Source organism: Geodermatophilus sp. SYSU D00710 (genome assembly GCF_054050195.1).
Genome location: NZ_JBJGYX010000076.1, coordinates 1 through 21,476 on the forward strand (window position 1 = coordinate 1; position 21,476 = coordinate 21,476).

Annotated in this window: 23 protein-coding genes and 1 rRNA gene; 9 read left to right on the top strand and 15 right to left on the bottom strand. The window is 76.7% G+C overall.

Annotation, left to right across the window (positions count from 1 at the left end; genetic code table 11):
• Window positions 1-134 precede the first annotated feature (134 nt).
• The 3 genes from ACI78U_RS22595 to ACI78U_RS22605 form a co-directional block, all read right to left on the bottom strand.
• Window positions 135-1,637: a malic enzyme-like NAD(P)-binding protein gene (locus ACI78U_RS22595; protein WP_456877646.1), complete on the bottom strand. Its 1,503-nt coding sequence runs from the start codon at window positions 1,635-1,637 to the stop codon at window positions 135-137.
• Window positions 1,638-1,723: 86 nt separating this feature from the next.
• Window positions 1,724-2,161: an SRPBCC domain-containing protein gene (locus ACI78U_RS22600; protein ID WP_456877647.1), complete on the bottom strand. Its 438-nt coding sequence runs from the start codon at window positions 2,159-2,161 to the stop codon at window positions 1,724-1,726.
• A 32-nt stretch (window positions 2,162-2,193) separates the two neighbouring features.
• A complete protein-coding gene (locus ACI78U_RS22605; RefSeq protein WP_456877648.1) occupies window positions 2,194-2,655 on the bottom strand; it encodes a DUF309 domain-containing protein in 462 nt (153 codons plus the stop codon).
• A gap of 133 nt (window positions 2,656-2,788) precedes the next feature.
• Here ACI78U_RS22605 and ACI78U_RS22610 point away from each other — a divergent pair, with 133 nt between their 5' ends.
• The 5 genes from ACI78U_RS22610 (at window position 2,789) to egtE (ending at window position 6,880) form a co-directional block, all read left to right on the top strand.
• Window positions 2,789-3,601, top strand: a complete 813-nt coding sequence (locus ACI78U_RS22610) for a DUF4397 domain-containing protein (protein WP_456877649.1) — start codon at window positions 2,789-2,791, stop codon at window positions 3,599-3,601.
• A gap of 14 nt (window positions 3,602-3,615) precedes the next feature.
• Window positions 3,616-4,269 carry a class F sortase gene (locus tag ACI78U_RS22615; RefSeq protein WP_456877650.1) on the top strand — a complete coding sequence of 218 codons (654 nt, stop codon included), beginning with the start codon at window positions 3,616-3,618 and terminating at the stop codon, window positions 4,267-4,269.
• A 101-nt stretch (window positions 4,270-4,370) separates the two neighbouring features.
• Window positions 4,371-4,967 carry an RNA polymerase sigma factor gene (locus ACI78U_RS22620; protein ID WP_456877651.1) on the top strand — a complete coding sequence of 199 codons (597 nt, stop codon included), beginning with the start codon at window positions 4,371-4,373 and terminating at the stop codon, window positions 4,965-4,967.
• A complete protein-coding gene (locus tag ACI78U_RS22625; protein ID WP_456877652.1) occupies window positions 4,948-5,739 on the top strand; it encodes an anti-sigma factor in 792 nt (263 codons plus the stop codon). Before ACI78U_RS22620 ends, ACI78U_RS22625 begins: the two co-directional genes overlap by 20 nt.
• 10 nt (window positions 5,740-5,749) lie before the next feature.
• Window positions 5,750-6,880, top strand: coding sequence for an ergothioneine biosynthesis PLP-dependent enzyme EgtE (egtE, locus tag ACI78U_RS22630; protein WP_456877653.1), 1,131 nt, complete (start codon window positions 5,750-5,752; stop codon window positions 6,878-6,880).
• Window positions 6,881-6,935: 55 nt separating this feature from the next.
• Here egtE and ACI78U_RS22635 read toward each other — a convergent pair whose 3' ends face one another.
• A complete protein-coding gene (locus ACI78U_RS22635; protein WP_456877654.1) occupies window positions 6,936-8,315 on the bottom strand; it encodes an 8-oxoguanine deaminase in 1,380 nt (459 codons plus the stop codon).
• A 117-nt stretch (window positions 8,316-8,432) separates the two neighbouring features.
• Here ACI78U_RS22635 and ACI78U_RS22640 point away from each other — a divergent pair, with 117 nt between their 5' ends.
• The 3 genes from ACI78U_RS22640 to pucD are packed head-to-tail and all read left to right on the top strand — an operon-like array spanning window position 8,433 to window position 12,156.
• Window positions 8,433-9,308, top strand: coding sequence for an FAD binding domain-containing protein (locus tag ACI78U_RS22640; protein WP_456877655.1), 876 nt, complete (start codon window positions 8,433-8,435; stop codon window positions 9,306-9,308).
• Window positions 9,299-9,787: a (2Fe-2S)-binding protein gene (locus ACI78U_RS22645; protein ID WP_456877656.1), complete on the top strand. Its 489-nt coding sequence runs from the start codon at window positions 9,299-9,301 to the stop codon at window positions 9,785-9,787. Before ACI78U_RS22640 ends, ACI78U_RS22645 begins: the two co-directional genes overlap by 10 nt.
• Window positions 9,784-12,156, top strand: a complete 2,373-nt coding sequence (pucD, locus tag ACI78U_RS22650) for a xanthine dehydrogenase subunit D (RefSeq protein ID WP_456877657.1) — start codon at window positions 9,784-9,786, stop codon at window positions 12,154-12,156. Before ACI78U_RS22645 ends, pucD begins: the two co-directional genes overlap by 4 nt.
• Before the next feature lie 55 nt (window positions 12,157-12,211).
• Here pucD and ACI78U_RS22655 read toward each other — a convergent pair whose 3' ends face one another.
• Both ACI78U_RS22655 and alc read right to left on the bottom strand, forming a co-directional pair.
• Window positions 12,212-12,955, bottom strand: a complete 744-nt coding sequence (locus ACI78U_RS22655; RefSeq protein WP_456877658.1) for an SDR family NAD(P)-dependent oxidoreductase — start codon at window positions 12,953-12,955, stop codon at window positions 12,212-12,214.
• Window positions 12,956-13,158: 203 nt separating this feature from the next.
• Window positions 13,159-14,148, bottom strand: coding sequence for an allantoicase (alc, locus tag ACI78U_RS22660; RefSeq protein WP_456877659.1), 990 nt, complete (start codon window positions 14,146-14,148; stop codon window positions 13,159-13,161).
• Between the two features lie 62 nt (window positions 14,149-14,210).
• Between alc and ACI78U_RS22665 the strand changes: the two genes are divergently transcribed.
• Complete coding sequence (locus ACI78U_RS22665) at window positions 14,211-14,372, top strand: hypothetical protein (protein WP_456877660.1); 162 nt, start codon at window positions 14,211-14,213, stop codon at window positions 14,370-14,372.
• A 2-nt stretch (window positions 14,373-14,374) separates the two neighbouring features.
• On the opposite strand, the gene allB is transcribed toward ACI78U_RS22665, so the two are convergent.
• From allB to rrf, 9 genes are all read right to left on the bottom strand, one after another.
• Entirely contained in the window at window positions 14,375-15,688 is a 1,314-nt protein-coding gene (gene allB / locus ACI78U_RS22670) for an allantoinase AllB (protein WP_456877661.1), read from the bottom strand.
• Window positions 15,685-16,368, bottom strand: a complete 684-nt coding sequence (locus tag ACI78U_RS22675; RefSeq protein ID WP_456877662.1) for an urease accessory protein UreD — start codon at window positions 16,366-16,368, stop codon at window positions 15,685-15,687. Before ACI78U_RS22675 ends, allB begins: the two co-directional genes overlap by 4 nt.
• Window positions 16,365-17,039, bottom strand: a complete 675-nt coding sequence (gene ureG, locus ACI78U_RS22680) for an urease accessory protein UreG (protein ID WP_456877663.1) — start codon at window positions 17,037-17,039, stop codon at window positions 16,365-16,367. The genes ACI78U_RS22675 and ureG overlap by 4 nt, the downstream gene beginning before the upstream one ends.
• Window positions 17,029-17,682: an urease accessory protein UreF gene (locus tag ACI78U_RS22685; protein WP_456877664.1), complete on the bottom strand. Its 654-nt coding sequence runs from the start codon at window positions 17,680-17,682 to the stop codon at window positions 17,029-17,031. Before ACI78U_RS22685 ends, ureG begins: the two co-directional genes overlap by 11 nt.
• A complete protein-coding gene (locus ACI78U_RS22690; RefSeq protein WP_456877665.1) occupies window positions 17,682-19,403 on the bottom strand; it encodes an urease subunit alpha in 1,722 nt (573 codons plus the stop codon). Before ACI78U_RS22690 ends, ACI78U_RS22685 begins: the two co-directional genes overlap by 1 nt.
• On the bottom strand, window positions 19,403-19,705 hold the full coding sequence (locus tag ACI78U_RS22695; RefSeq protein WP_456877666.1) for an urease subunit beta: 303 nt from the start codon (window positions 19,703-19,705) through the stop codon (window positions 19,403-19,405). Before ACI78U_RS22695 ends, ACI78U_RS22690 begins: the two co-directional genes overlap by 1 nt.
• Window positions 19,702-20,004 (bottom strand): urease subunit gamma, encoded by a 303-nt coding sequence (locus tag ACI78U_RS22700; RefSeq protein WP_456877667.1) that lies wholly within the window; start codon window positions 20,002-20,004, stop codon window positions 19,702-19,704. Before ACI78U_RS22700 ends, ACI78U_RS22695 begins: the two co-directional genes overlap by 4 nt.
• Before the next feature lie 57 nt (window positions 20,005-20,061).
• Window positions 20,062-21,192 (bottom strand): epoxide hydrolase family protein, encoded by a 1,131-nt coding sequence (locus tag ACI78U_RS22705; protein WP_456877668.1) that lies wholly within the window; start codon window positions 21,190-21,192, stop codon window positions 20,062-20,064.
• A 185-nt stretch (window positions 21,193-21,377) separates the two neighbouring features.
• A 5S ribosomal RNA gene (gene rrf / locus ACI78U_RS22710) occupies window positions 21,378-21,476 on the bottom strand; the annotation flags it as partial.

Genomic DNA, 21,476 nt, shown 5'->3' on the forward strand with positions numbered 1-21,476 from the left:
CCCCCCCCCCCCCCCCCCCCCCCCCCCCCCCCCCCCCCCCCCCCCCCCCCCCCCCCCCCCCCCCCCCCCCCCCCCCCCCCCCCCCCCCCCCCCCCCCCCCCCCCCCCCCCCCCCCCCCCCCCCCGGCCCTGGGGTCAGCCGGTGAGGCTGGTGCGGTCGGTGACCGGAGCGGTGGCGCCCGGTTCGGTGCGCGCCTGGTCGGCCACGGCGGCGGCGACCGCCGGCGTCACCGCCGGGTCGAAGACGCTCGGGATGACGTAGTTGGCGTTGAGCTGGTCGTCGCGCACCAGCGCCGACAGCGCCTCGGCCGCGGCCAGCAGCATGCCCGTGCTGATCTCGGTGGCGCGGGCGTCGAGCAGGCCGCGGAACACCCCGGGGAAGGCCAGCACGTTGTTGATCTGGTTGGGCAGGTCCGAGCGGCCCGAGGCGACCACCGCCGCGTGGTGCCGCGCCCGCACCGGGTCGACCTCCGGCGTCGGGTTGGCCATGGGGAAGACCACCGCCCGCTCGGCCATCGCGGCCAGCGCCTCGACCGGCAGCACGTTGCCCGCGCTGACCCCGATGAAGACGTCGGCACCGGCGAGGGCGTCGGGCAGCTCGCCGCGCACCCGGCCGGGGTTGGTCCGCGCGGCCAGGGCCTGCTTGGCCGGGGTCAGCCGCTCGTCGTCGGGCGAGAGGATGCCCTCGCGGTCCCACACCAGCACGTGCCGGGCACCGGCCTCCAGCAGCAGGTGCACGATCGCCGTCCCCGCCGCGCCGGCCCCGGCGACGACGATCCGCACGTCGGTCAGCCGCTTGTCCACCACGCGCAGGGCGTTGCGCAGCGCGGCCAGCGCGACGATCGCCGTCCCGTGCTGGTCGTCGTGGAAGACCGGGATGTCGAGCCGCTCCCGCAGCCGGGCCTCCACCTCGAAGCAGCGCGGCGCGGCGATGTCCTCGAGGTTGATGCCGCCGAAGCCGGGGGCGATGAGCTCGACGGCGCGCACGATCTCGTCGACGTCGTTGGTGTCCAGGCAGATCGGCCAGGCGTCGATGTCGGCGAACCGCTTGAACAGGGCGGCCTTGCCCTCCATCACCGGCAGGGCCGCGCCGGGCCCGAGGTCGCCCAGCCCGAGGACGGCCGAGCCGTCGGTGACGACGGCGACCGTGTTGCCCTTGATGGTCAGCCGGCGCACGTCCTCGGGGTGCTCGGCCAGCGCCAGGCAGACCCGCGCCACCCCGGGCGTGTAGGCCATCGACAGGTCGTCGCGGGTCTTGAGCGGGACCTTCGAGGCCACCTCGAGCTTGCCGCCCAGGTGCAGCAGGAAGGTGCGGTCGCTGACCTTGCGCACGGCCACGCCCGGCACGGCGCGCAGCGCGTCCACCATCTCCTCGGAGTGGGCGGCGTCGGCGGCCGAGCAGGTGACGTCGACGGTCAGCCCGTCGGACCGGGAGTCGACGACGTCGATGGCGGTCACCGCGCCGCCGGCCGTGCCCACCGCGGTGGCGATCCGGCCGATCGACGCGGGGTCGCCGTCGGCCGTCAGCCGGACGGTGATCGAGTAGGACGCCGAGGTCACCGGCCCGCGCGGCGCGGCGGCCGGGTCGTCCGGCGAGCTGTCACCGGTGGCGGTGGCGGGCGACGTGTCGGTGCTCACCGTCCCATCGTGGCACCGGCGGACCGGCGCCCTGTGGCCGAGGTCACGGCGCCCAGGTCCCCGGGCACTGTCGCGGAGGTGCCCGGTCAGCCCGAGCGCTGGGCCGACCGCTCGGCGCGGGCCTTCAGGCCGGCGCAGAACTGGCGGAACGACGGGTTGAGGTCCGGCGTCGAGCGCTCGGTCACCCACGCCAGCGGGCCGGTCTGGTCCTCGCGGACGGTGAGCACGGTGCCGCCGTCGTCCTGCCGGTCCAGCTGGTAGGTGCGCTCGATGACCGCCAGGCCGAACGGCAGCCCGCCGCGCCAGCGCATCGCCTCCCCCGGCCGCAGCTCGGTCACGGTGACCGAGAACGGCCGGCTGCGGATCATGGTGGCGTACAGCGTCAGCCGCTCGCCGAGCGCGACCCGGCCCTCGACCCGGTCGACGCCGGAGTCCCAGTCCCGCCAGGTGCCGACGTCGACCAGGTGCCGCCACACCTCGTCCGGGCCCGCGTCGATGCGCGTGGCCGCCTCGAAGCTCTTCATCGCCGCCCTCCCCGACCGCAGTCTGCCGCGCGTCAGCGGGCCGGACCAGCGCCGCGCAGCCGGAACGGCCGATCCGCCGAGACCGGCTCGCGCGCCCAGGCCAGCAGCCCGGCGACGTCGAGACCGTGCGGCGGTGCCGGGACGTAGGGCGCGACGTTGACCGCCCCCCGCTCGACGAGCCGCGCCGCGCCGGGGGCGTTTCCCCGCGCGGCGTGGGTCAGCCCGACGGCGAGCTGCGCCAGCCCGCGCCACAGCTGCCGCTCGGCGTCGGGCGCGGCCTTCCAGGCGTCCTCGAGCACCTCGTGGGCGTGGAAGGGACGGCCGGCGTCGAGCAGGAGCTGGGCCTCGGCGATCGCCTCGTCCGGCGTCCGCGGCACACCCTCGGGCGCGCGCTCGACGCCCTCGGCACCGCGGGGCAGCGGCCGGCCCAGCGCGTCGCGCGGGCGGGCGTTGCGGGCCCGCCCGCGGTCGTCCCGGTCCCGCGGCGCGGTCACCGGGTCATCCTCCCGCGCGCCCGATCCGTTCACACGATCGGGTGCTGAGCGCGGGCTTCCCGGAGGACTGCATCCGGACCTGCGGGAACGCCGGAAGAGGCGGTGTCAGCACTCCCCGACACCGGAGGAACCCGTGACCCGGACCCGCACCCTCGGCCTCGCCACCGTCGCCGGAGCCGGCGCGCTGCTCGCGCTCGGCGTCGCACCCGCCTCGGCGAACGACACCGCCACCGTCTCCGTGCTGCACGGCGTACCGGACACCCCGGTCGACGTGTACGCCAACGGCGAGCGGCTGATCGACGACTTCCAGCCGGGCACCCTCACCGACCCGCTGTCGCTGCCGGCCGGGTCCTACGACCTCGCGCTCTTCCCGGCCGACGCGCCCGACGGGTCCGGCTCGCCGCTGCTGTCGGCGAACGGCGTCTCGGTGCCCGCCGGGGCGAACGCCACCGTCGTCGCGCACCTGACCGCCGAGGGCCAGCCCGCGCTGACGCCGTTCGTCAACGACACCTCCGAGGTGCCCGCCGGCCAGGGCCGGGTCGTCGTGCGGCACACCGCGGCCGCACCGGCGGTCGACGTCCGCGCCGGCGGCCAGGTGGTCGCCCCGAACCTGACCAACCCGGACGAGGCGGCGCTCACCGTCCCGGCGGGCACGGTCAGCGCCGACGTCGTCCTGGCCGGCACCGACACCGTCGCGCTCGGCCCGGCCGACCTCGAGGTCACCGAGGGCGCCACCACCGTCGTCTACGCCTGGGGCTCGCAGGAGGCCGGCTACGAGCTGGCCGTCCAGACGGTCTCCGGCGGCCACTCGGCGCCGTCCGGCGTCCCCGGCGGCAGCGCCGGCCTCGCCGACGACGGCCTGCCCCTGCCGCTGCTCGGCCTGTCCGCGCTCGGCCTGGCCGGTGCCGCCGTGGCGGCCCGCCGGCTGGCCGGCAGCCGCGCCTGACGAGAGGGACCGACGTGCGACCCGCTGCCGCCGGTGTGGCCCTGGGCCTGGCCCTCGCGGTGGGCACGCCCACCGCGTGGGCGCTGACCCGGCCCCCGGCGGCGGCGGGCGCGCCGGTCGAGCAGGCGCTCGGCGCCCCCGCGGAGACCCCCGCGGGGGCGCCCGCTCCGCCGGCCCCTGCCGTGACCGTCCGGGACGCCGCTCCGCGCCCCGCGCCGGAGGTCGTGCCGCCCGCGCGGGTCACCGTCCCGGCGCGCGGGCTCGACGTCCCGGTCGACCCGGTGGGCACCGCGCCCGACGGGCAGATGGCCCTCCCCGACGACGTCGGCCGGGCCGGCTGGTACCGCTTCGGCCCGCTGCCCGGTGCGCCCGGCTCGGCGGTGGTCGCCGGGCACGTCGACGACGCCGAGCAGGGCCTCGGGGCGATGGCGGCGCTGCGCGGGACCGAGCCCGGCGACGAGGTGGTCGTGACCGACGCCGCCGGCGCCGTCACCCGCTGGCGGGTGGTCTCCCGGGAGGTGCTGGACAAGCAGGCGCTGCCGGTCGACGTCCTCTTCCGCCGCGACGGACCGCCGCGGCTGACGCTGGTCACCTGTGGCGGACCGTTCCTCCCCGAGATCGGTGCGTACCGCGACAACGTCGTCGTCGTGGCGGAGCCCGCGCCGTGACGGTTGAAGGACCTCCCTGCCCCCCACTGCTCGCACGCTCGCAGCGGGACCCTGCAGGGAGGCCACCCCGATCCGCCCGCCGGTCGCCTAGGGTCGGGCGGGTGAGCACCGAGGCGGAGCCGGCGCCGTACGGCGCGGCCGAGCCCGACGACGACGAGGTCGCCCGCCGGTTCGCCGCCGGCGACGAGCAGGCGCTGGCCTGGGCCTACGAGCGCTGGGCGGCCCGGGTGCACGGCATGGCGGTGCGCGCCTTCGGTCCCGGCCCCGACGCCGAGGACGTCACCCAGCAGGTGTTCGTCTCCGCCTGGACCGGTCGCGCCGGCTACCGCCCCGAGCAGGGACCGCTGCCGGCCTGGCTGACCGGTGTCTGCCGCCACAAGATCGCCGACACCTGGGCCCGCCGCGACCGGCAGCGGCGCGCCGCCGAGGCGGCCGTGGCCGAGGCGCGGTCACCCACCGCCGGCCCGGCCCCGGTCGACGCGACCGTCGCCGACCGCGTGCTGCTGCTCGGCGAGCTGGACCGCCTGGGCCAGCCCCAGCGCGGCATCATCGAGCTGGCGTTCTTCGCCGACCTCACCCACTCGCAGATCGCCGAGCGGACCGGCCTGCCGCTGGGGACGGTCAAGAGCCACATCCGGCGCACCCTCGAGCGCCTGCGCGACCGGTTGGAGGTGGACGGTGCCGCACTGCACGCCTGAGGACCTCGCGCTGGCCGCCCTCCGCGAGCCCCTCGACGACGGCGCCACGGCGCACCTGGCCGGCTGCCCCGACTGCACCCGCGAGCTGGGCCGGCTGCGCCGCGCCGTCGACGTGCTCGCGGTCCCCGAGCTCGCCGATCCCGGCCCGCCCGTGGCCCCGCCGCCGGCGGGGTGGGCCGGTATCGCCGCGGCCACCGGCGTCGCGACCGCGCCGCGCCCGGACGTCGTCGCGGCGTCGGCGCCGCCCGCCGGGCCGGTGCCCGACGTCCCGCCCGTGCCGCTGGCCGCCGGTCCGGCCGACCCGGAGCCGGGACCGGTCGCGCCGGTGGTGCCGCTGCGGCCACGCCGGTCCCGCCTGCTGCTGGCCGCGGCCGCGGCGCTCGTCGTGGGACTCGGCGTCGGCGCGGGTGCGGTCGCGCTCGCCGGCCGCGAGGACGACGGCGTCGCGGTGGCCGCGGCGGTGCTCGACCCGCTCGAGGACAGCGGCGCCACCGGCAGCGCGTCGGTGGTCGAGCGGGAGGACGGCACGCGCGTGCTGCGGGTCGAGCTCGCCGCCGACGCGCCGTCCGAGGGCTACTACGAGGCCTGGCTGCTCACCGAGTCGGTGACCGGGCTGGTCCCGCTCGGCGTCGTCCGCCCGGGCACCGAGGAGTTCGAGCTGCCCGCCGGCCTCGACCTCGGCGAGTACCCGGTGGTCGACGTCTCGGTGGAGCCGCTCGACGGCGACCCGGCGCACTCGGGCTCCTCCATCGCCCGCGGGCAGCTGTCCTAGCGTCGGGGGTGTGACCGCGCTCGACCTCCGCCTGCCGCACGCCGACCTCGCCGACGCCTGGCGGACCGCGCGGCCCCGGCCGGCCGGCCGCCACCTCGACACCGCGGCGTGCAGCCGGCAGAGCAACCGGGTGCTCGAGGCGGTCGCCCACCACGCGCGGCACGAGGCCGAGCTCGGCGGCTACGTGGCCGAGGCGACCGCCGGGGACCTCCTGCAGCAGGGCCGCAGCGTCATCGGCGGGCTGGTCGGCATGGCCGCGGCCGACGTCGTCTTCGTCGAGTCGGCGCAGGCCGCGCTCGCGGCGCTGCTGGCGGCGTGGCCGCTGGAGCCCGGCGCCCGGGTGGCCCTGCTGCCCGGTGAGTACGCGCCCAACGCGGCGATGCTGCGCGCGGCCGGCCTGACGCTGGAGCACCTGGCCGTCGACGGCGACGGGCGCGTCGACCTCGAGGCGCTGGAGCGGACGCTGGCCGTCGACCCGCCGCGGTTGGTGCACCTCACCCACGTCGCCAGCCACCGCGGCGTCGTCCAGCCCGCCGCCGAGGTGGCGCGGCTGTGCCGGGCGCACGGGGTGCCGCTGGTGCTCGACGCGGCGCAGTCGCTGGGCCACGTCGACGTCGACCTCGGTGCCGACGTCGTCTACTCGACCTCCCGCAAGTGGCTGGCCGGCCCGCGCGGGGTCGGCCTGCTGTGCGTGTGGCCGGCGGTGACCGCGCAGCTCGTACCGGTGCTGCCCGCCCCGGCCGACCTCCCGCCGCTGCGGGCGCTGGAGAGCGGCGAGGCGCACGTGGCCGGGCGGGTCGGGCTGGTCCTGGCCGTCGGGGAGCACCTGGCCGCCGGACCGCACCGGGTGCGCGAGCGACTGGCGGCGCTGGGCCGGGCCGGGCGGCAGGTGCTCGACGGCGCCGCGGGCTGGGAGGTGGTGGAGCCGCTCGACGAGCCGACGGCGACCACCACGCTGCGCCCGCCGGAGGGCGTCGACGTCGTCGCCACCCGCGCCCGGCTGCTCACCGAGCACGGCATCGTCACCACGGCGATCGAGCCCGGCCGCGCGCCGGCGGAGCTGACCGGCTGGGTGCTGCGGGTGTCGCCGCACGTCGACGGCACCGTCGACGACCTCGAGGCCCTCGCCGCCGCCCTGTGACGAGGCATTGGAAGCTCTCCGCACGTGCCCGCCGTCGATACGTGCGGATGGCTTCCTATGCCTCGCTCAGGGCCGCCTGGATGCGCTGCGACACCGTGCGGTGGACGGCGAGCTGCTCGTCGAGACCGGGGTGCACCGGCACGCCGTCCTCGACCACGAACCGCCCGCCGACGACGGTGTGCCGCGCGGCCACCGGCCCGCAGCGCAGCCACGCCTCGACCGGGTCCGACAGCGCCCCGGCGAACGCCGGCCCGGTCAGCGGCCAGACGGCGAGGTCGCCGCACGCCCCCACCGACAGCTGCCCGATCTCGCCGGTGCGGCCGAGGCAGGCCGCGCCGCCGCGGGTGGCGATCTCCAGCGCGTCGCGGGCGGAGAACGACGCGGCGCCGTGCCGCAGCTTGCCCTGCAGCATCGCCGTGCGGGCCTCCAGCCACAGCGACGCCGCGTCGGCCGACGACGACCCGTCCACGCCCAGCCCGACCGGCGCCCCGGCCGCCCGCAGCTCGGCCACCGGCGCCAGCCCGCTGCCCAGCACCATGTTCGACGACGGGCAGTGCGCCGCCCCGACCCGCGCCGCGCCGAGCCGCGCCACCTCGGCGGGCGAGGGCCAGACCACGTGCGCCAGCCACACCCGGTCGGTCATCCAGCCGACGTCGGCCAGGTAGTCGACCGGTCGGCGGCCGAAGCGCTCCAGGCAGAACGCGTCCTCGTCCTGCGTCTCGGCGAGGTGGGTGTGCAGCCGGACGTCGAGCCGCTCGGCCAGCTCCGCGGTGCGGGTCATCAGCTCCGTCGACACGCTGAACGGCGAGCACGGCGCCAGCGCCAGCCGGGTCAGCGCGTGCGGCGAACGGTCGTGGTGGGCCTGCACCAGGCGCTCCGACTCGGCGAGGATCTCGTCGTCGTCCTGGACGACGGAGTCCGGCGGCAGCCCGCCGTCCTTGACCGACAGCGACATCGACCCGCGGGTGACGTGCGACCGCACCCCGAGGTCCTGCGCCGCCCGCACCTCGGCGCCGATCAGGTCCCCGGCGCCGCGCGGGTGCACGTAGAGGTGGTCGGTCGAGGTGGTGCAGCCGGCGAACGCCAGCTCGGTGAGCCCGACGTAGGCCGACACGTACGCGGCCTCCTCGTCCAGCCGCGCCCACAGCGGGTAGAGCGTCACCAGCCACTCGAACAGCCCGCCGGTCAGTGCGGGGGCGAAGGACCGGGTGAGGTTCTGGTACAGGTGGTGGTGGGTGTTGACCAGACCGGGCGTCACCAGGCAGCCGCGCGCGTCGACCGTGCGGACGGCGGCCGGCCGCGGGTCGCCGGGCCCGCCCACCCCGCTCACCACCCCGCCGGTGACCGCGACCCACCCGCCGGCGATCTCGCGCCGGTCGTCGTCGACGGTGGTCAGCAGCTCGGCGTCGTGCACCAGCAGGTCGGCGGTCTCCACCCGCGGCATCCTGCCCACCCCGCCGGGGGTGGGTCGAGCCGGCACACGACGTCGTGCAGCCCGGTCGACACCAACCGCGACTACCGTGGCCGTCCCGCACACCGACGAGGAGTGACCATGCAGTTCCTGCAGCCCGCGACGTGGGAGGAGGCGCTGGAGGCCAAGGCCGCCCACCGCGACGCCGTCCCCATCGCCGGGGGCACCGACGTCATGGTCGCGATCAACTTCGGCCGGCTGCGCCCGCCGCTGCTGCTCGACCTCACCCGGGTCCCCGAGCTGCAGCGGTGGGAGACCGACGACGGCGCGGTCCGGCTGGGCGCCGGCGTCCCCTACTCCCGGGTCATCACCGAGCTCGGCGACCGGCTGCCCGGGCTGGCGATGGCCGCCCGCACCATCGGCTCGCCGCAGATCCGCAACCGGGGCACCGTCGGCGGCAACCTGGCCACCGCCTCCCCGGCCGGGGACGCCCACCCCGCGCTGCTGGCCGCCGGCGCCGAGGTCGAGGTGGCGTCGGTCCGCGGTAGCCGCCGCATCCCGGTGACGGAGTTCTACCGGGGCGTCAAGCGCTCCGCGCTGGCCGACGACGAGCTCATCGCCGCCGTCCGGATCACCCCGCCCGCCGGGCCGCAGCAGTACAGCAAGATCGGCACCCGCAACGCGATGGTCATCGCCGTCGCCGCGTTCGGGCTGGCGCTGCACCCCGACCGCCGCGCCGTCGGCACCGGCATCGGGTCGGCCGCCCCCACGCCACGGCGCGCGCCCGCCGCCGAGGAGTTCCTCGCCGGCGAGCTCGACGGGCTGTGGGAGTCCCGCGCCGAGCTCCCCTCCGCGACGGCGGGCCGCTTCGGCGAGCTGGTCGCCGAGGCCGCCGCCCCCATCGACGACGTGCGCGGCACCGCCCGCTACCGCGTCCACGCGCTCTCGGTCATGGCCCGCCGCGCGCTGACGTGGGCCTGGGCCGACTACCGGAAGGGAGACCCGACGTGCGCCTGAGCTGCACCGTCAACGGCACACCGCAGCAGGTCGACGACGTGTGGGAGGGCGAGAGCCTGCTCTACGTCCTGCGCGAGCGGATGGGCCTGCCCGGGTCGAAGAACGCCTGCGAGCAGGGCGAGTGCGGCTCGTGCACCGTCTACCTCGACGGCGTGCCGGTCTGCGCCTGCCTGGTCGCCGCCGGCCAGGCGCAGGGCCGCGAGGTCGGCACGGTGGAGGGACTGGCCCCGCCCGGCGAGCTGCACCCGGTGCAGGAGGCGTTCCTCGAGGCCGGCGCCGTCCAGTGCGGCTTCTGCACCCCGGGCCTGCTGGTCGCCACCGACGACCTGGTCAGCCGCTCGCTGGCCGAGGGGCGCAGACCGGCCGACGCCGAGATCCGCGAGGCGCTCGCCGGCAACCTGTGCCGGTGCACCGGCTACGAGAAGATCCTCGACGCCGTCCGGCTGGCCGCCGACCGCATGGCGGGGGAGGCCCGGTGAGCACGCCCACCCGCGCCCCGAGCGGAGCGCCCGCGCACCTGACCGGCAAGGGCAGCGGCGGGATCGGCGACGACGCCCAGCGCCCCGACGGCGTCCTCAAGGTCCGCGGCGAGTTCGCCTACGGCAGCGACCTGTGGATGGACGACATGCTGTGGGGCGTCACGCTGCGCAGCCCGCACCCCTACGCCCGCATCCGGTCGATCGACGTCGGCCCCGCGCTGGCCGTCCCGGGCGTGCACGCCGTCCTGACCTCCGACGACGTGCCCGGTGAGAAGGTGTACGGCCTCGAGCTCGCCGACCAGCCGGTCCTCGCCCTCGACGTCGTCCGCTACCAGGGCGAGCCGGTGGCGCTGGTCGCCGCCGACCACCCCGACACCGCCCGGCGGGCCGCGGCGCGGGTCCTCGTCGACTACGAGGTGTGGGAGCCGGTCACCGACGCGCGCACCGCCCTCGGCCACCCCACCTGGAACCAGGTGCACGACTCCCCCGCCGAGGTCACCGAGCTCAGCCGGGAGAGCGCCCACCTGCACCCGCACGGCAACCTGGTGCGCCACCTCAAGGTCCGCAAGGGCGACCCCGCGGCCACCGCCGACGTCGTCGTGGCCGGCGAGTACGAGGTCGGCATGCAGGACCAGGCGTTCCTCGGTCCCGAGTCCGGCCTCGCCGTCCCGGCCGACGACGGCGGCGTCGACCTGTACGTGGCCACCCAGTGGCTGCACGTCGACCAGCGGCAGATCTGCGCGGCGCTGGGCATGCCGCCCGAGAAGGTGCGGCTGACCCTCGCCGGCGTCGGCGGGGCCTTCGGCGGCCGCGAGGACCTCTCCATGCACGTGCACGCCTCCCTGCTGGCGCTGCACACGGGCAAGCCGGTGAAGATGTCCTACAACCGGGAGGAGTCCTTCTTCGGGCACGTGCACCGGCACCCGGCGACCATGCGCTACGAGCACGGCGCCACCCGCGACGGCGACCTGGTCTACGTGAAGGCCGAGATCTTCCTCGACGGGGGCGCGTACGCCTCGAGCACCCCGGCGGTCGTGGGCAACGCCGGGACGATGGGCATCGGTCCCTACGTCGTCCCGAACGTGCACGTCGACTGCTACGGCGCCTACACCAACAACCCGCCGTGCGGCGCCATGCGCGGGTTCGGGTCGGTGCAGACCGCCTTCGCCTACGAGTCGCAGATGGACGCCCTCGCCGCCGAGCTGGGCATGGACCCGGTGGAGCTGCGCTGCCGCAACGCGATGGAGCAGGGCTCGGAGACCCCCACCGGCCAGGTCGTCGACAGCCCGGCGCCGGTGGCCGAGCTGCTGCGCCGGCTGACGGCGATGCCGCTGCCCCCGGAGCCGGCGACCGGCGACGACGTCGACCTGCGCGACCTGCCCGGCGGGGTCTCCAACACCACCCACGGTGAGGGCGTGCGGCGCGGCGTCGGGTACGCCGTCGCCTACAAGAACGTCGCGTTCTCCGAGGGCTTCGACGACTACTCGACCGCGCGGGTGCGGCTCGAGGTGGTCGGCGGCGAGGCCGTGGCGACCGTGCACACCGCGGCCGCCGAGGTGGGCCAGGGCCTGGTCACCGTCGAGCAGCAGATCGCGCGCACGGAGCTCGGCGTGGACGCCGTCGTGGTGCACCCCGCCGACACCGCCGTCGGCTCGGCCGGCTCGAGCTCCGCGTCGCGGCAGACCTACGTCACCGGCGGCGCGGTCAAGGCGGCCTGCGAGGCGGTCCGCCGGCGGGTGTTCGAGCGGGCCGCGCAGGTCGCCGGCCGGCCGCTGCCCGACCTGCGGCTGTTCGACGGCGCCGTGGTCTCCGACGCGGAGGGCGTGAAGCTGCCGCTGGCCGACGTCCTCGGCGACGGCGCGGTCGAGGAGACCGTGGAGTGGCGGCACCGGCCCACCGAGGCCCTCGACCCGGAGACCGGGCAGGGCTTCGCGCACGTGCAGTACGCGTTCTCCGCGCACCGGGCCGTCGTCGACGTCGACACCGAGCTCGGGCTGGTCAAGGTCGTGGAGATGGCCTGCACCCAGGACGTGGGCAAGGCGATCAACCCGCAGGCCGTCGTCGGGCAGATCCAGGGCGGCACCGCGCAGGGGCTGGGGCTGGCGGTGATGGAGGAGATCCTCGTCCGCGACGGCCGGGTGCAGAACCCGTCGTTCACCGACTACCTGATCCCGACCGTGCTCGACATGCCGCCGATGCGGATCGAGGTCCTGGAGTACGCCGACCCGCACGCCCCCTACGGCCTGCGCGGCGTCGGGGAGGCGCCCAACATCTCCTCCGGCCCCGCCGTGCTGGCGGCGATCCGCGAGGCGAGCGGCCTGCCGCTGCGGCGGGTCCCCGTGCGCCCGGAGCACCTCACCGGCACGTGAGCGGGTGCGCCGGCGCCGCATCTCCCGGTCGGGATCGCGGCGCCGGCGCACAGCCTCAGCCCGGGAGCCCGGCCAGGCGGTCCATCGCGGCGAGCACCCGGTCCTGCAGCTCCGGGTCCTCCAGCGCGCCCGGCGTCCGCGCCGGGCGGCTCCCCGCGGTGTAGCCGCCGGGCCAGTCGCCGGCCGCCGCCCGCGCCACCCGCGCGCCGCCGTCCTCGACGTCGCCCGGTGCGCCGGGGGAGGCCAGCTTGGTGCGCACCCAGCCCGGGTCGACCGCGCCCACGCGCAGGTGCGGCAGGCGGTGGGCCCAGCCCAGCGCCAGGACGACGTCGAGCGCCTTCGAGTCGGCGTAGGCGCGCCGCGACGGCCGCGGGCTGCCGAGGTCGCCGGGGTCGACGCGACCCGAGCCGACCATCCCGCTGCCGAGGAAGACCAGGCGCTCACGCACCCGGTCGCGCACCAGCGCGGTGAGCAGGTGCGGGGCGAGCGCGTTGACCGCGAACGCGAGCTCGTGGCCCTGCCGGCTCGGCGACGCCCCCTCCGGCGGCCAGACGCCGGCGTTGTGGACGAGCACGTCGAGGTCCCCGAGCCGGTCGGCGAGCGCGCGCACCTGGTCGAGGTCGGCCAGGTCGCCGGTGACCAGCCGGACGTCGCCGAGCCGGCCGAGCTCCTCGGCGACCGGTGCGCCGCGCGCCTCGCTGCGGGCGTGCAGGACGACGGAGTGCCCGTCGGCCAGCAGCCGCCGGGCGGCCGCGCGGCCGATGCCGTCGGTGGATCCGGTGATCGCGATCGTCGTCATGGCCCGGACCTACCCGGCTCGGCCCGCCGAGGGCCGGCCGCCCGCACATCAGCGTGTGCGCTGACGCGGCACTCCGGGTCCCCGATTGCGGCCCGAGCGCACACGCTCCGGCTCTCCCCAGGACTACGAGGCGCGGTGCCGGGGCGCGGCGGTGCGCCGGCCCCGGAGCTCGTGCTCGCTCAGCTCGATCGGGTCCGGCACGCTCAGGCGGTCTCCTCCCAGCGGCGGCGGAGGGCGGCGCGGCCGGCGTCGGTCGGGCGGCCCCACAGCCGCAGCCGGGCCATGCCGCCGTCGGGGAAGACGTCCATCCGCACCCGGGTGACGCCGGCGTCGCCGGGCAGCACGAAGCGGTGGCGGGTGTCGGGCTGCAGCGGCGTGCGGGGCAGCAGCTCGACCTCGCGGCCGTCGGCGGTGGTGCCGGTCAGCGACGCCGCACCCGGCGCGTTGCCGAGGAACCACGAGGTGTCGAGCTCGGCGAGGGTCACCACGCCCTCGCAGGCCAGCGTCAGGTCCACCCAGTCGTTGCCGTCGTCGCGGCGGCGGGCGTTCTCCCAGCCCTCCCCCATCGACCGGGCGACGCCGCGGCCGATCAGCTGGTGCGGACTGCCGTAGAAGGCGTTGCTCACCCCGCTGATCCGCCCGCCGTTCTCCAGCGCGGCCAGGTCGCACGGGCCGGCGTCGAGCAGCCGCGGGTCGGGCACGACCTCGCCGTGCACCCGCAGCCGGGCCACGCCGCCGTCGGGGTGGATCGACAGCCGCACGTGCGTCACCCGCGGTCCCGGCTCGACGGGGAAGCGGTTGGCGGTGCCGCCGGCCAGCGGCGAGCGCGGCAGCAGCGGGACCCAGTCGGAGTCGGCGAGGGCCGCGGCCGGCGGGTGACCGTCGACCGAGGCGCCCTCCAGCCAGGCGTGCGGCGGGTAGTTGCCGAGGAAGAACGCGGTGTCGACGACGACGGCGTGCACCACGCCCGGCATGCCGAGCCGCACGACCGCCCAGTCGTGCCCCGGCTCGCGGCGGCGGCGGGTCTCCCAGCCGTCGTACTCCTTGCCGCGCGCGCCGAAGTCGTCGCGGGCGGCCGCGGGCTCGGGACGGATCAGGTTCTCCTTGCCGGCGAAGAACTCGTCGTTGGCGGCGACCACCGCACCGCCCTGCGACCGGACGGCGAGGTCGGGCAGGTCGAACGGGTCGGTCACGGGGGTCACTCTCGCACGGCGGGGGTAGGGGGCCGCTGTCCGCGAGAACCCGAGGAGGACCCGTGTCCGAACCCACCGACGACCTGCGCGAGCGCGCCCGCGACCACATCCAGCAGATGCCCGCCGAGACCGCGCTGGGCAACGCCGACCCCGCCGGGGGCTCCACCGACGACCCGAAGATCATGGACCAGGCCGCCCGCGAGGAGGGCGAACAAGGCAGCTGACGTCACCGGCCTCCTCGGTCGAGCAGCCGGCCGAGGGGGCTGCCGTCGGCCTCCCGGCCACGCAGCCAGGTCCGCCGGACGACGCCGGTGAGCTCCCGGCCCGCGTAGGGCGTCACCGGGTTGCGGTGCTCGAGCCGGCCCACGGTGAACCGCTCGTCCGGCGCGAAGGCCACCAGGTCGGCGTCCCTCCCGACGGCGATCGCGCCCTTCCCCGGCAGCCCGGCCAGCCGCGCCGGCGCCGCCGACATCCAGCGCACCACCTCCGCCAGCCCGATCCCGCGGGCCCGCGCGCCGGTCCACACCGCCGGCAGCGCCACCTGCAGCCCGGCGATCCCGCCCCAGGCCAGCCCGAAGTCGCCGACGTCGAGCCGCTTGAGCTCGGGCGTGCACGGCGAGTGGTCGCTGACGACCAGGTCGACGTCCCCGGCCCGCAGCGCGTCCCACAGCGCCGCCCGGTGCGCCGACTCCCGGATCGGCGGACAGCACTTGAACGCGGTGTCGCCGTCGGGCACCTCCTCGGCGGCGAAGGTCAGGTAGTGCGGGCAGGTCTCCACGGTGATCCGCACACCGGAGGCACGCGCGGTCCGCAGCAGCGGCAGCGCGTCGCCGTCGGCCAGGTGGACGACGTGGCTGCGCGCGCCGGTGTCCCGCGTCGCCGCCACCAGCCGGCCGATCGCCGTCTCCTCCGCCGCCGGGGGGCGGGAGGCGAGGAACGCCGCGTAGCTGGCCCCGGCGGGCCCGGGTGCCGCCTCGATCACCTGCTCGTCCTCGGCGTGCGCGATGAGCAGCCCGTCGAAGGTCGCCAGTTCGGCCAGCGCCGCGCGCAGCCCGGCGTCGTCCAGCGGCGGGAACTCCGGCACCCCGGAGTCGAGCAGGAAGCACTTGAACCCGACGACGCCGGCGTCGTGCAGCGGCCGCAGGTCGCCGACGTTGCCGGGGACCGCGCCGCCCCAGAAGGCCACGTCGACGGCGACCTGCCCGGCCGCCGCCTCCCGCTTGACCCGGAGCGCCTCGGGCGTGGTGGTCGCCGGCACCGAGTTCAGCGGCATGTCCACGACCGTGGTGACGCCGCCGGCGGCCGCGGCCCGGGTGGCCGAGGCGAAGCCCTCCCACTCGGTGCGGCCGGGCTCGTTGACGTGCACGTGGCTGTCGACCAGCCCGGGCAGCAGCACCTCGTCGTCGGCGAGGGTGACCGCCCCGGCCGGGACGTCGTCGAAGCCGGTCACCCCGGTGACGACGCCGTCGTCGGTGTGCACGGCCGCGGCGCGCTCTCCGTCGGGCAGCACCACCCGTCGGCCCCGGACGACGAGGCTCACGCCACGGCCGCCACCGCGCGGACCACGGCGTGCAACTCGGCTCCCCACGCGGTGGCCACCCAGCCGTTCTCCAGCGGCAGCCGGACGGCGTCCTCCCCGGTCGACACCCCTGCAGCCTGCCCGACGTGCACCGTGGACGCGTAGGCGCGCGGGGCCACCGGCGGCAGCCAGGCGGGCGCGCCGGGACCGAGCCCGACGGTCGTGTGCAGCAGGGGCCGGCCGTCGACGACGACCCGCGTCGTGCCGGTCCAGCGGCCGGCCTCCTCTCCCGTGCGGCCCAGCAGCACCTGCTCGGTGGCGGTGAGGACGGCGCCCGGCGCCAGCGTCGCCGTCAGCCCGGACCGGTGGTGCGCCCGGGCGGCGACGACGGTCGGCTCGGGCCGGAGGCCCAGCTCCCCGACCACCTCGGCGACGACGCGCTGCACCGAGGGCCGGTCGCCGTCGCGGGCGGGCAGCGCCACGGCGGCGGCCACCGAGCGCACCACCAGCGTGGCGCCCTCCTCGACCACCAGCCGGACCTCGGCGTCGTCCCCGCCCAGTGGACCGAACGCCGTCGCCACCAGGTGCACCGAGGACGGACCGGTCCGGCGCACCGCCAGCTGACCGCTCGCGCGGACCACCGGCAGCACCGTGCGGCCGCCCGGGCCGCGCCGCGCGACGACCTCGACCCGGGTCCTCACACCGGCTGCGGCCGGCGGGCCCGCACCTGCCCGCGCACCCACTCGGCCACCTCGGTGGCGGCCGGGTCCTCGCGCAGCGAGATCAGCAGCGTCGGCTTCTCCCCGCGCACCGCGGCCGAGTCCCGCCGCATGACGTCGAGGTCTGCGCCCACCAGCGGCGCCAGGTCGGTCTTGTTGACCACCAGCAGGTCCGACGCGGTGACCCCGGGCCCGCCCTTGCGCGGCACCTTGTCCCCACCGGCGACGTCGACGACGAACACCTGCACGTCGACCAGCCCGTAGCTGAAGCTCGCCGTCAGGTTGTCCCCGCCGGACTCGACGAACACCAGCTCCAGGCCGGGGTGGCGGGCTTCGAGCAGCTCGACGGCGTCGAGGTTGGCGGTGATGTCGTCGCGGATGGCGGTGTGCGGGCAGCAGCCGGTCTGCACCGCCTCGATCCGGTCGTCGGGCAGGACGGCGTGGCGGCGCAGGAAGTCGGCGTCCTCGGTCGTGTAGATGTCGTTGGTGACGACGGCGAGGTCGTACTCCGCGCCGAGCGTGCGGCACAGCGCCGCGGCCAGCGCCGTCTTGCCCGAGCCGACCGGCCCGCCGAGCCCGACGCGCAGCGGCCCGCCGTGCCGGTGCGCCGCGGGCGCGTCGACGTAGTCCTGCAGGTCGTGGTCAGGAGGCAAAGAAGCGGTCCCCTCTCGTGGCGTGCACCTCGGCCAGCAGGTCGAGGAGCGGGTCGGTGTCCGCGGGGAGGCCCTCCCGGACCGCCGCGTCGGTGACGGCGTCGATCTCGGGCGCCAGCCGCGCGGTGACGGCGGCGACGGTGAGCGGGTCCATGGCCAGCAGCCGCTGCGCCGCCGTCGCCGGGCCGCTGACCGACAGGTAGGCGGCCGCGGCCGCGGCGTCCCGCGGGGTGAGACCGCCGGCGGCCGCGGCGGCGCCCAGTGCGACCGGGTGGTGCGGCGCGGCGGGGAGCGCGTCCCAGACCGGCGAGGGCCAGGCGCGGCGGCCCACCCGCACCAGCCCCCGCCCCTGCTGCCGCGACGCCGCCCGCAGCGCCGGCGACGGCGTCCGCGCGTCCGCCTCCGCGTCGAGGGTGACCAGGTCACCGCCGCAGTGTCGTCCGGAGGACGACAGTGTCGACGCCTCGGCCGCGAGGCCGGCCGCCACGGCGCCCGCCGTGTGCAGCCGACGCCGGAGGAACGCCATCAGCGACGCCGGGTCGTGCACCAGCCCGGCCGTGATGGCCTGCTCCACCCCACCGGAGTGCGCGTGCCCGCCCGCGGGCAGCCGCGAGTCGGCCAGGGTCAGCAGCGCTGAAGACATCAGAACAGGAAGTACCGCTGCGCCATCGGCAGCTCGCGCACCGGCTCGGGCTCCCACACCTCGCCGTCGACGGCCACGGTGAAGGTGTCCGGATCGACCCGGATCTCGGGCAGGGCGGTGTTCTCGGGCATGTCGGCCTTGCCGAGCCGGGTGGTGTCGGTGACCGCGGCCAGCCGCCGGTCGACCCCCAGCCGGTCGCCGAGCCCCGCCTCCAGCGCCGCCGGCGCGACGAAGTGCAGCGACGTGCGCGCCGGCACCCGGCCGTACGCGCCGAACATCGGCCGCGGCAGCTGCGGCTGCGGCGTCGGGATGGACGCGTTGGCGTCGCCCATCTGCGCCCAGGCGATGACGCCGCCCTTGAGCACCGCGTGCGGGCGGACGCCGAAGAACCGCGGGTCCCACAGCACCAGGTCGGCGAGCTTGCCGGGTTCCACCGACCCGACCTCGCCGTCGATCCCGTGCGCCACCGCGGGGCAGATCGTGTACTTGGCGACGTACCGGCGGGCGCGCCGGTTGTCCGCGGCGCCGTCCCCGGCCAGCGACCCCCGCTTGCGCTTCATGACGTGCGCCGTCTGCCAGGTCCGCAGCACGACCTCGCCCGCGCGGCCCATGGCCTGTGCGTCGGAGCCGATCATCGAGATGGCGCCGAGATCGTGCAGCAGGTCCTCGGCGGCGATCGTCGTCGGCCGGATCCGGCTCTCGGCGAAGGCGAGGTCCTCGGGGACGCTCGGGTCCAGGTGGTGGCAGACCATCAGCATGTCGAGGTGCTCGTCGAGGGTGTTCACCGTGTGCGGCCGGGTCGGGTTGGTGCTGCTCGGCAGCACGTGGGGGTGCCCGGCGACGGTGATGATGTCCGGCGCGTGCCCGCCCCCGGCACCCTCCGTGTGGTACGCGTGGATGCTCCGCCCGGCGATCGCGGCCAGCGTGTCCTCGACGAAGCCGGCCTCGTTGAGGGTGTCCGAGTGCAGCGCCACGGGGACGCCGTGCCGCCCGGCCACGGTCAGGCACGCGTCGATCGCCGCGGGCGTGGACCCCCAGTCCTCGTGCAGCTTGAACCCGCTGGCGCCGCCGCGGAGCTGCTCCTCCATCGACTCCTGCGAGACGGTGTTGCCCTTGCCCAGCAGCGCGACGTTGACCGGCCACGGGTCCATCGCCTCGAGCACGCGGGCCAGGTACCAGTCCCCCGGGGTGATCGTGGTGGCCTTCGACCCCTCGGCCGGTCCGGTGCCGCCCCCGATGAGCGTGGTGACGCCGGAGCCGAGCGCGGTCGGCACGATCTGCGGGCAGATGAAGTGCACGTGGCAGTCGATGCCGCCGGCGGTGAGGATCCGGCCGTTGCCGGCGAGCACCTCGGTGCCGGGGCCGATGACCAGGCCGGGGTGGACGCCGTCCATGGTGTCGGGGTTGCCCGCCTTGCCCAGCGCCACGATCCGGCCGTCGCGGACGCCGACGTCGGCCTTGACCACCCCCCAGTGGTCGAGGACGACCGCGCCGGTGATCACCAGGTCGGGCGCGCCCTCCGCCCGGGTGGCGCGCCCCTGGCCCATCGACTCGCGGATGACCTTGCCGCCGCCGAACACCGCCTCCTCCCCGGCCCGGCCGGGCCCGCCGCAGCGGTCCTCCTCGACCTCGGCGAGCAGGTCGGTGTCGGCCAGCCGGACGCGGTCGCCGGTGGTGGGCCCGTACAGCTGGGCGTAGCGCTCGCGGGACAGCCGGACCATCAGCCGATCCCACCGTGGCCGGTCAGGCCGGGGACGACGCGGGCGCCGGCCAAGGGCACGAGGGTCACCGTGCGGGTGATGCCGGGCTCGAAGCGGACGGCGGTGCCCGCAGCGACGTCGAGCCGGTGCCCGTGCGCGGCAGCGCGGTCGAACTCGAGCGCCCGGTTGGCCTGGGCGAAGTGGAAGTGCGACCCCACCTGCACCGGCCGGTCGCCGGTGTTGGTCACCACGACCTCGATCCGCGGGGCGCCGGGCAGCGTCTCGATCGCGCCCTCGGCCGGGACCACCTCACCGGGGATCACGGGATGGGCTGGTGGACGGTCACCAGCTTGGTCCCGTCCGGGAAGGTCGCCTCCACCTGCACCTCCTCGAGCAGCTCGGGGACGCCGTCCATCACGTCGTCGCGGGTGAGGACCGTGCGCCCCGACTGCACCAGCTCCGCCACGAGGACGCCGTCGCGCGCCCCCTCGAGGACGTGGTCGGTGACGATCGCCGTCGCCTCCGGCAGGTTCAGCCGCAGTCCCCGCGCGCGCCGCCGCCGGGCCAGCTCGGCGGCGTAGGACAGCAGCAGCCGTTCCTGCTCGTGCGGGGTGAGGTGCACGCGGGGGCCTCCGGGAGTGGGGGATCCGGACGCTAACCGCCGGATGTGTCGCGCCGGTTACCGCAGCGGCCGGAAGAACTCCCGGACGTCGGCCACCAGCGCCTCCGGCCGCTCCATCGCCGCGAAGTGCCCGCCGCTGCCGTGCTCCTGCCAGGAGCGCAGGTCGGTCAGCTGCCGCTGCACCCACTCGCGGGGCGGCTGGAAGATCTCGTGCGGGAACACCGAGATGCCGGCCGGGACGGCCACCTGCGGTGCCCGCTCCGCCGGAGCGCGCGCCATCTCCCAGTACATCCGCGCCGACGACGTCGCCGTGGCGGTGAACCAGTAGACCGAGACGTCGTCGAGCAGCCGGTCCAGACCGATGGCCGCGACCGGGTCGCCGTCGCAGTCGGTCCAGGCGTGGAACTTCTCCAGGATCCACCCGGCCTGCCCGGCCGGGGAGTCGGTGAGGCCATAGCCGAGGGTCTGCGGGCGGGTGCGCTGCTGCTGGCTGTACGCCGCGGCCTGGGCCCGGAACGCCCGCTCGCGCTCGAGCGCCCGCTGCTCGCGCTCGGTGAACTCCGTCTGCCCCTCCGGCGGGCCGGTCACGACCATGTTGAGGTGCACGCCGACCACCCGGTCGGGGTGGCGGGCGCCGAGGTTGGCCGAGACGAACGAGCCGATGTCCCCACCCTGGGCGCCGAACCGCTCGTACCCGAGCCGGCGCATCACCTCGGCCCAGGCGTCGGCCGTGCGCGCCGGCCCCCAGCCCGGGGTGTCCGGCTTCCCACTCCAGCCGAACCCCGGCAGCGACGGCACGACGACGGAGAACGCGTCCTGCGGGTCGCCGGGGTCGGTGAGCGGGCCGAGGACGTCGAGGAACTCGACGACCGACCCGGGCCAGCCGTGGGTGAGCACGAGCGGCAGGGCGTCCGGGTGCGGCGAGCGGACGTGCAGGAGGTGGACCGGCAGGCCGTCGACCACCGTCCTGGCCTGCGGATGGGCGTTGATCCGCGCCTGCCGCGCCGGCCAGTCGTACTCCTCGGCCCAGTAGCGGCAGACCTCCTGGAGCCACCCGAGCGGCACGCCCTGCGACCAGTCGTCGACCGTCTCCGGCTCCGGCCAGCGGGTGCCACGCAGCCGGCGCCGCAGGTCGTCGACCGCCTCGGCCGGCACGTCGACGGCGAAGGGCTCGACGGCGTCGTCCACCACGTCACCGTATCGGCGGTCGCGGCACCGGGTCCTCGTCGCGGAGTCCGTGGTGACGCCGGCCGTCGATCGGCGCCGCACCGGCCCCAGTGACGGAACCAGGACCGGATGGCGGACGCCGACCTGTCCGTGGAATGCCGGAAGGGCCCTCACCGGCTGGTGAGGGCCCTTCACGGGGAATGGTTGTCCGGCGGCGTCCTACTCTCCCACCCCGTCTCCAGGGCAGTACCATCGGCGCTGAGAGGCTTAGCTTCCGGGTTCGGAATGGTACCGGGCGTTTCCCT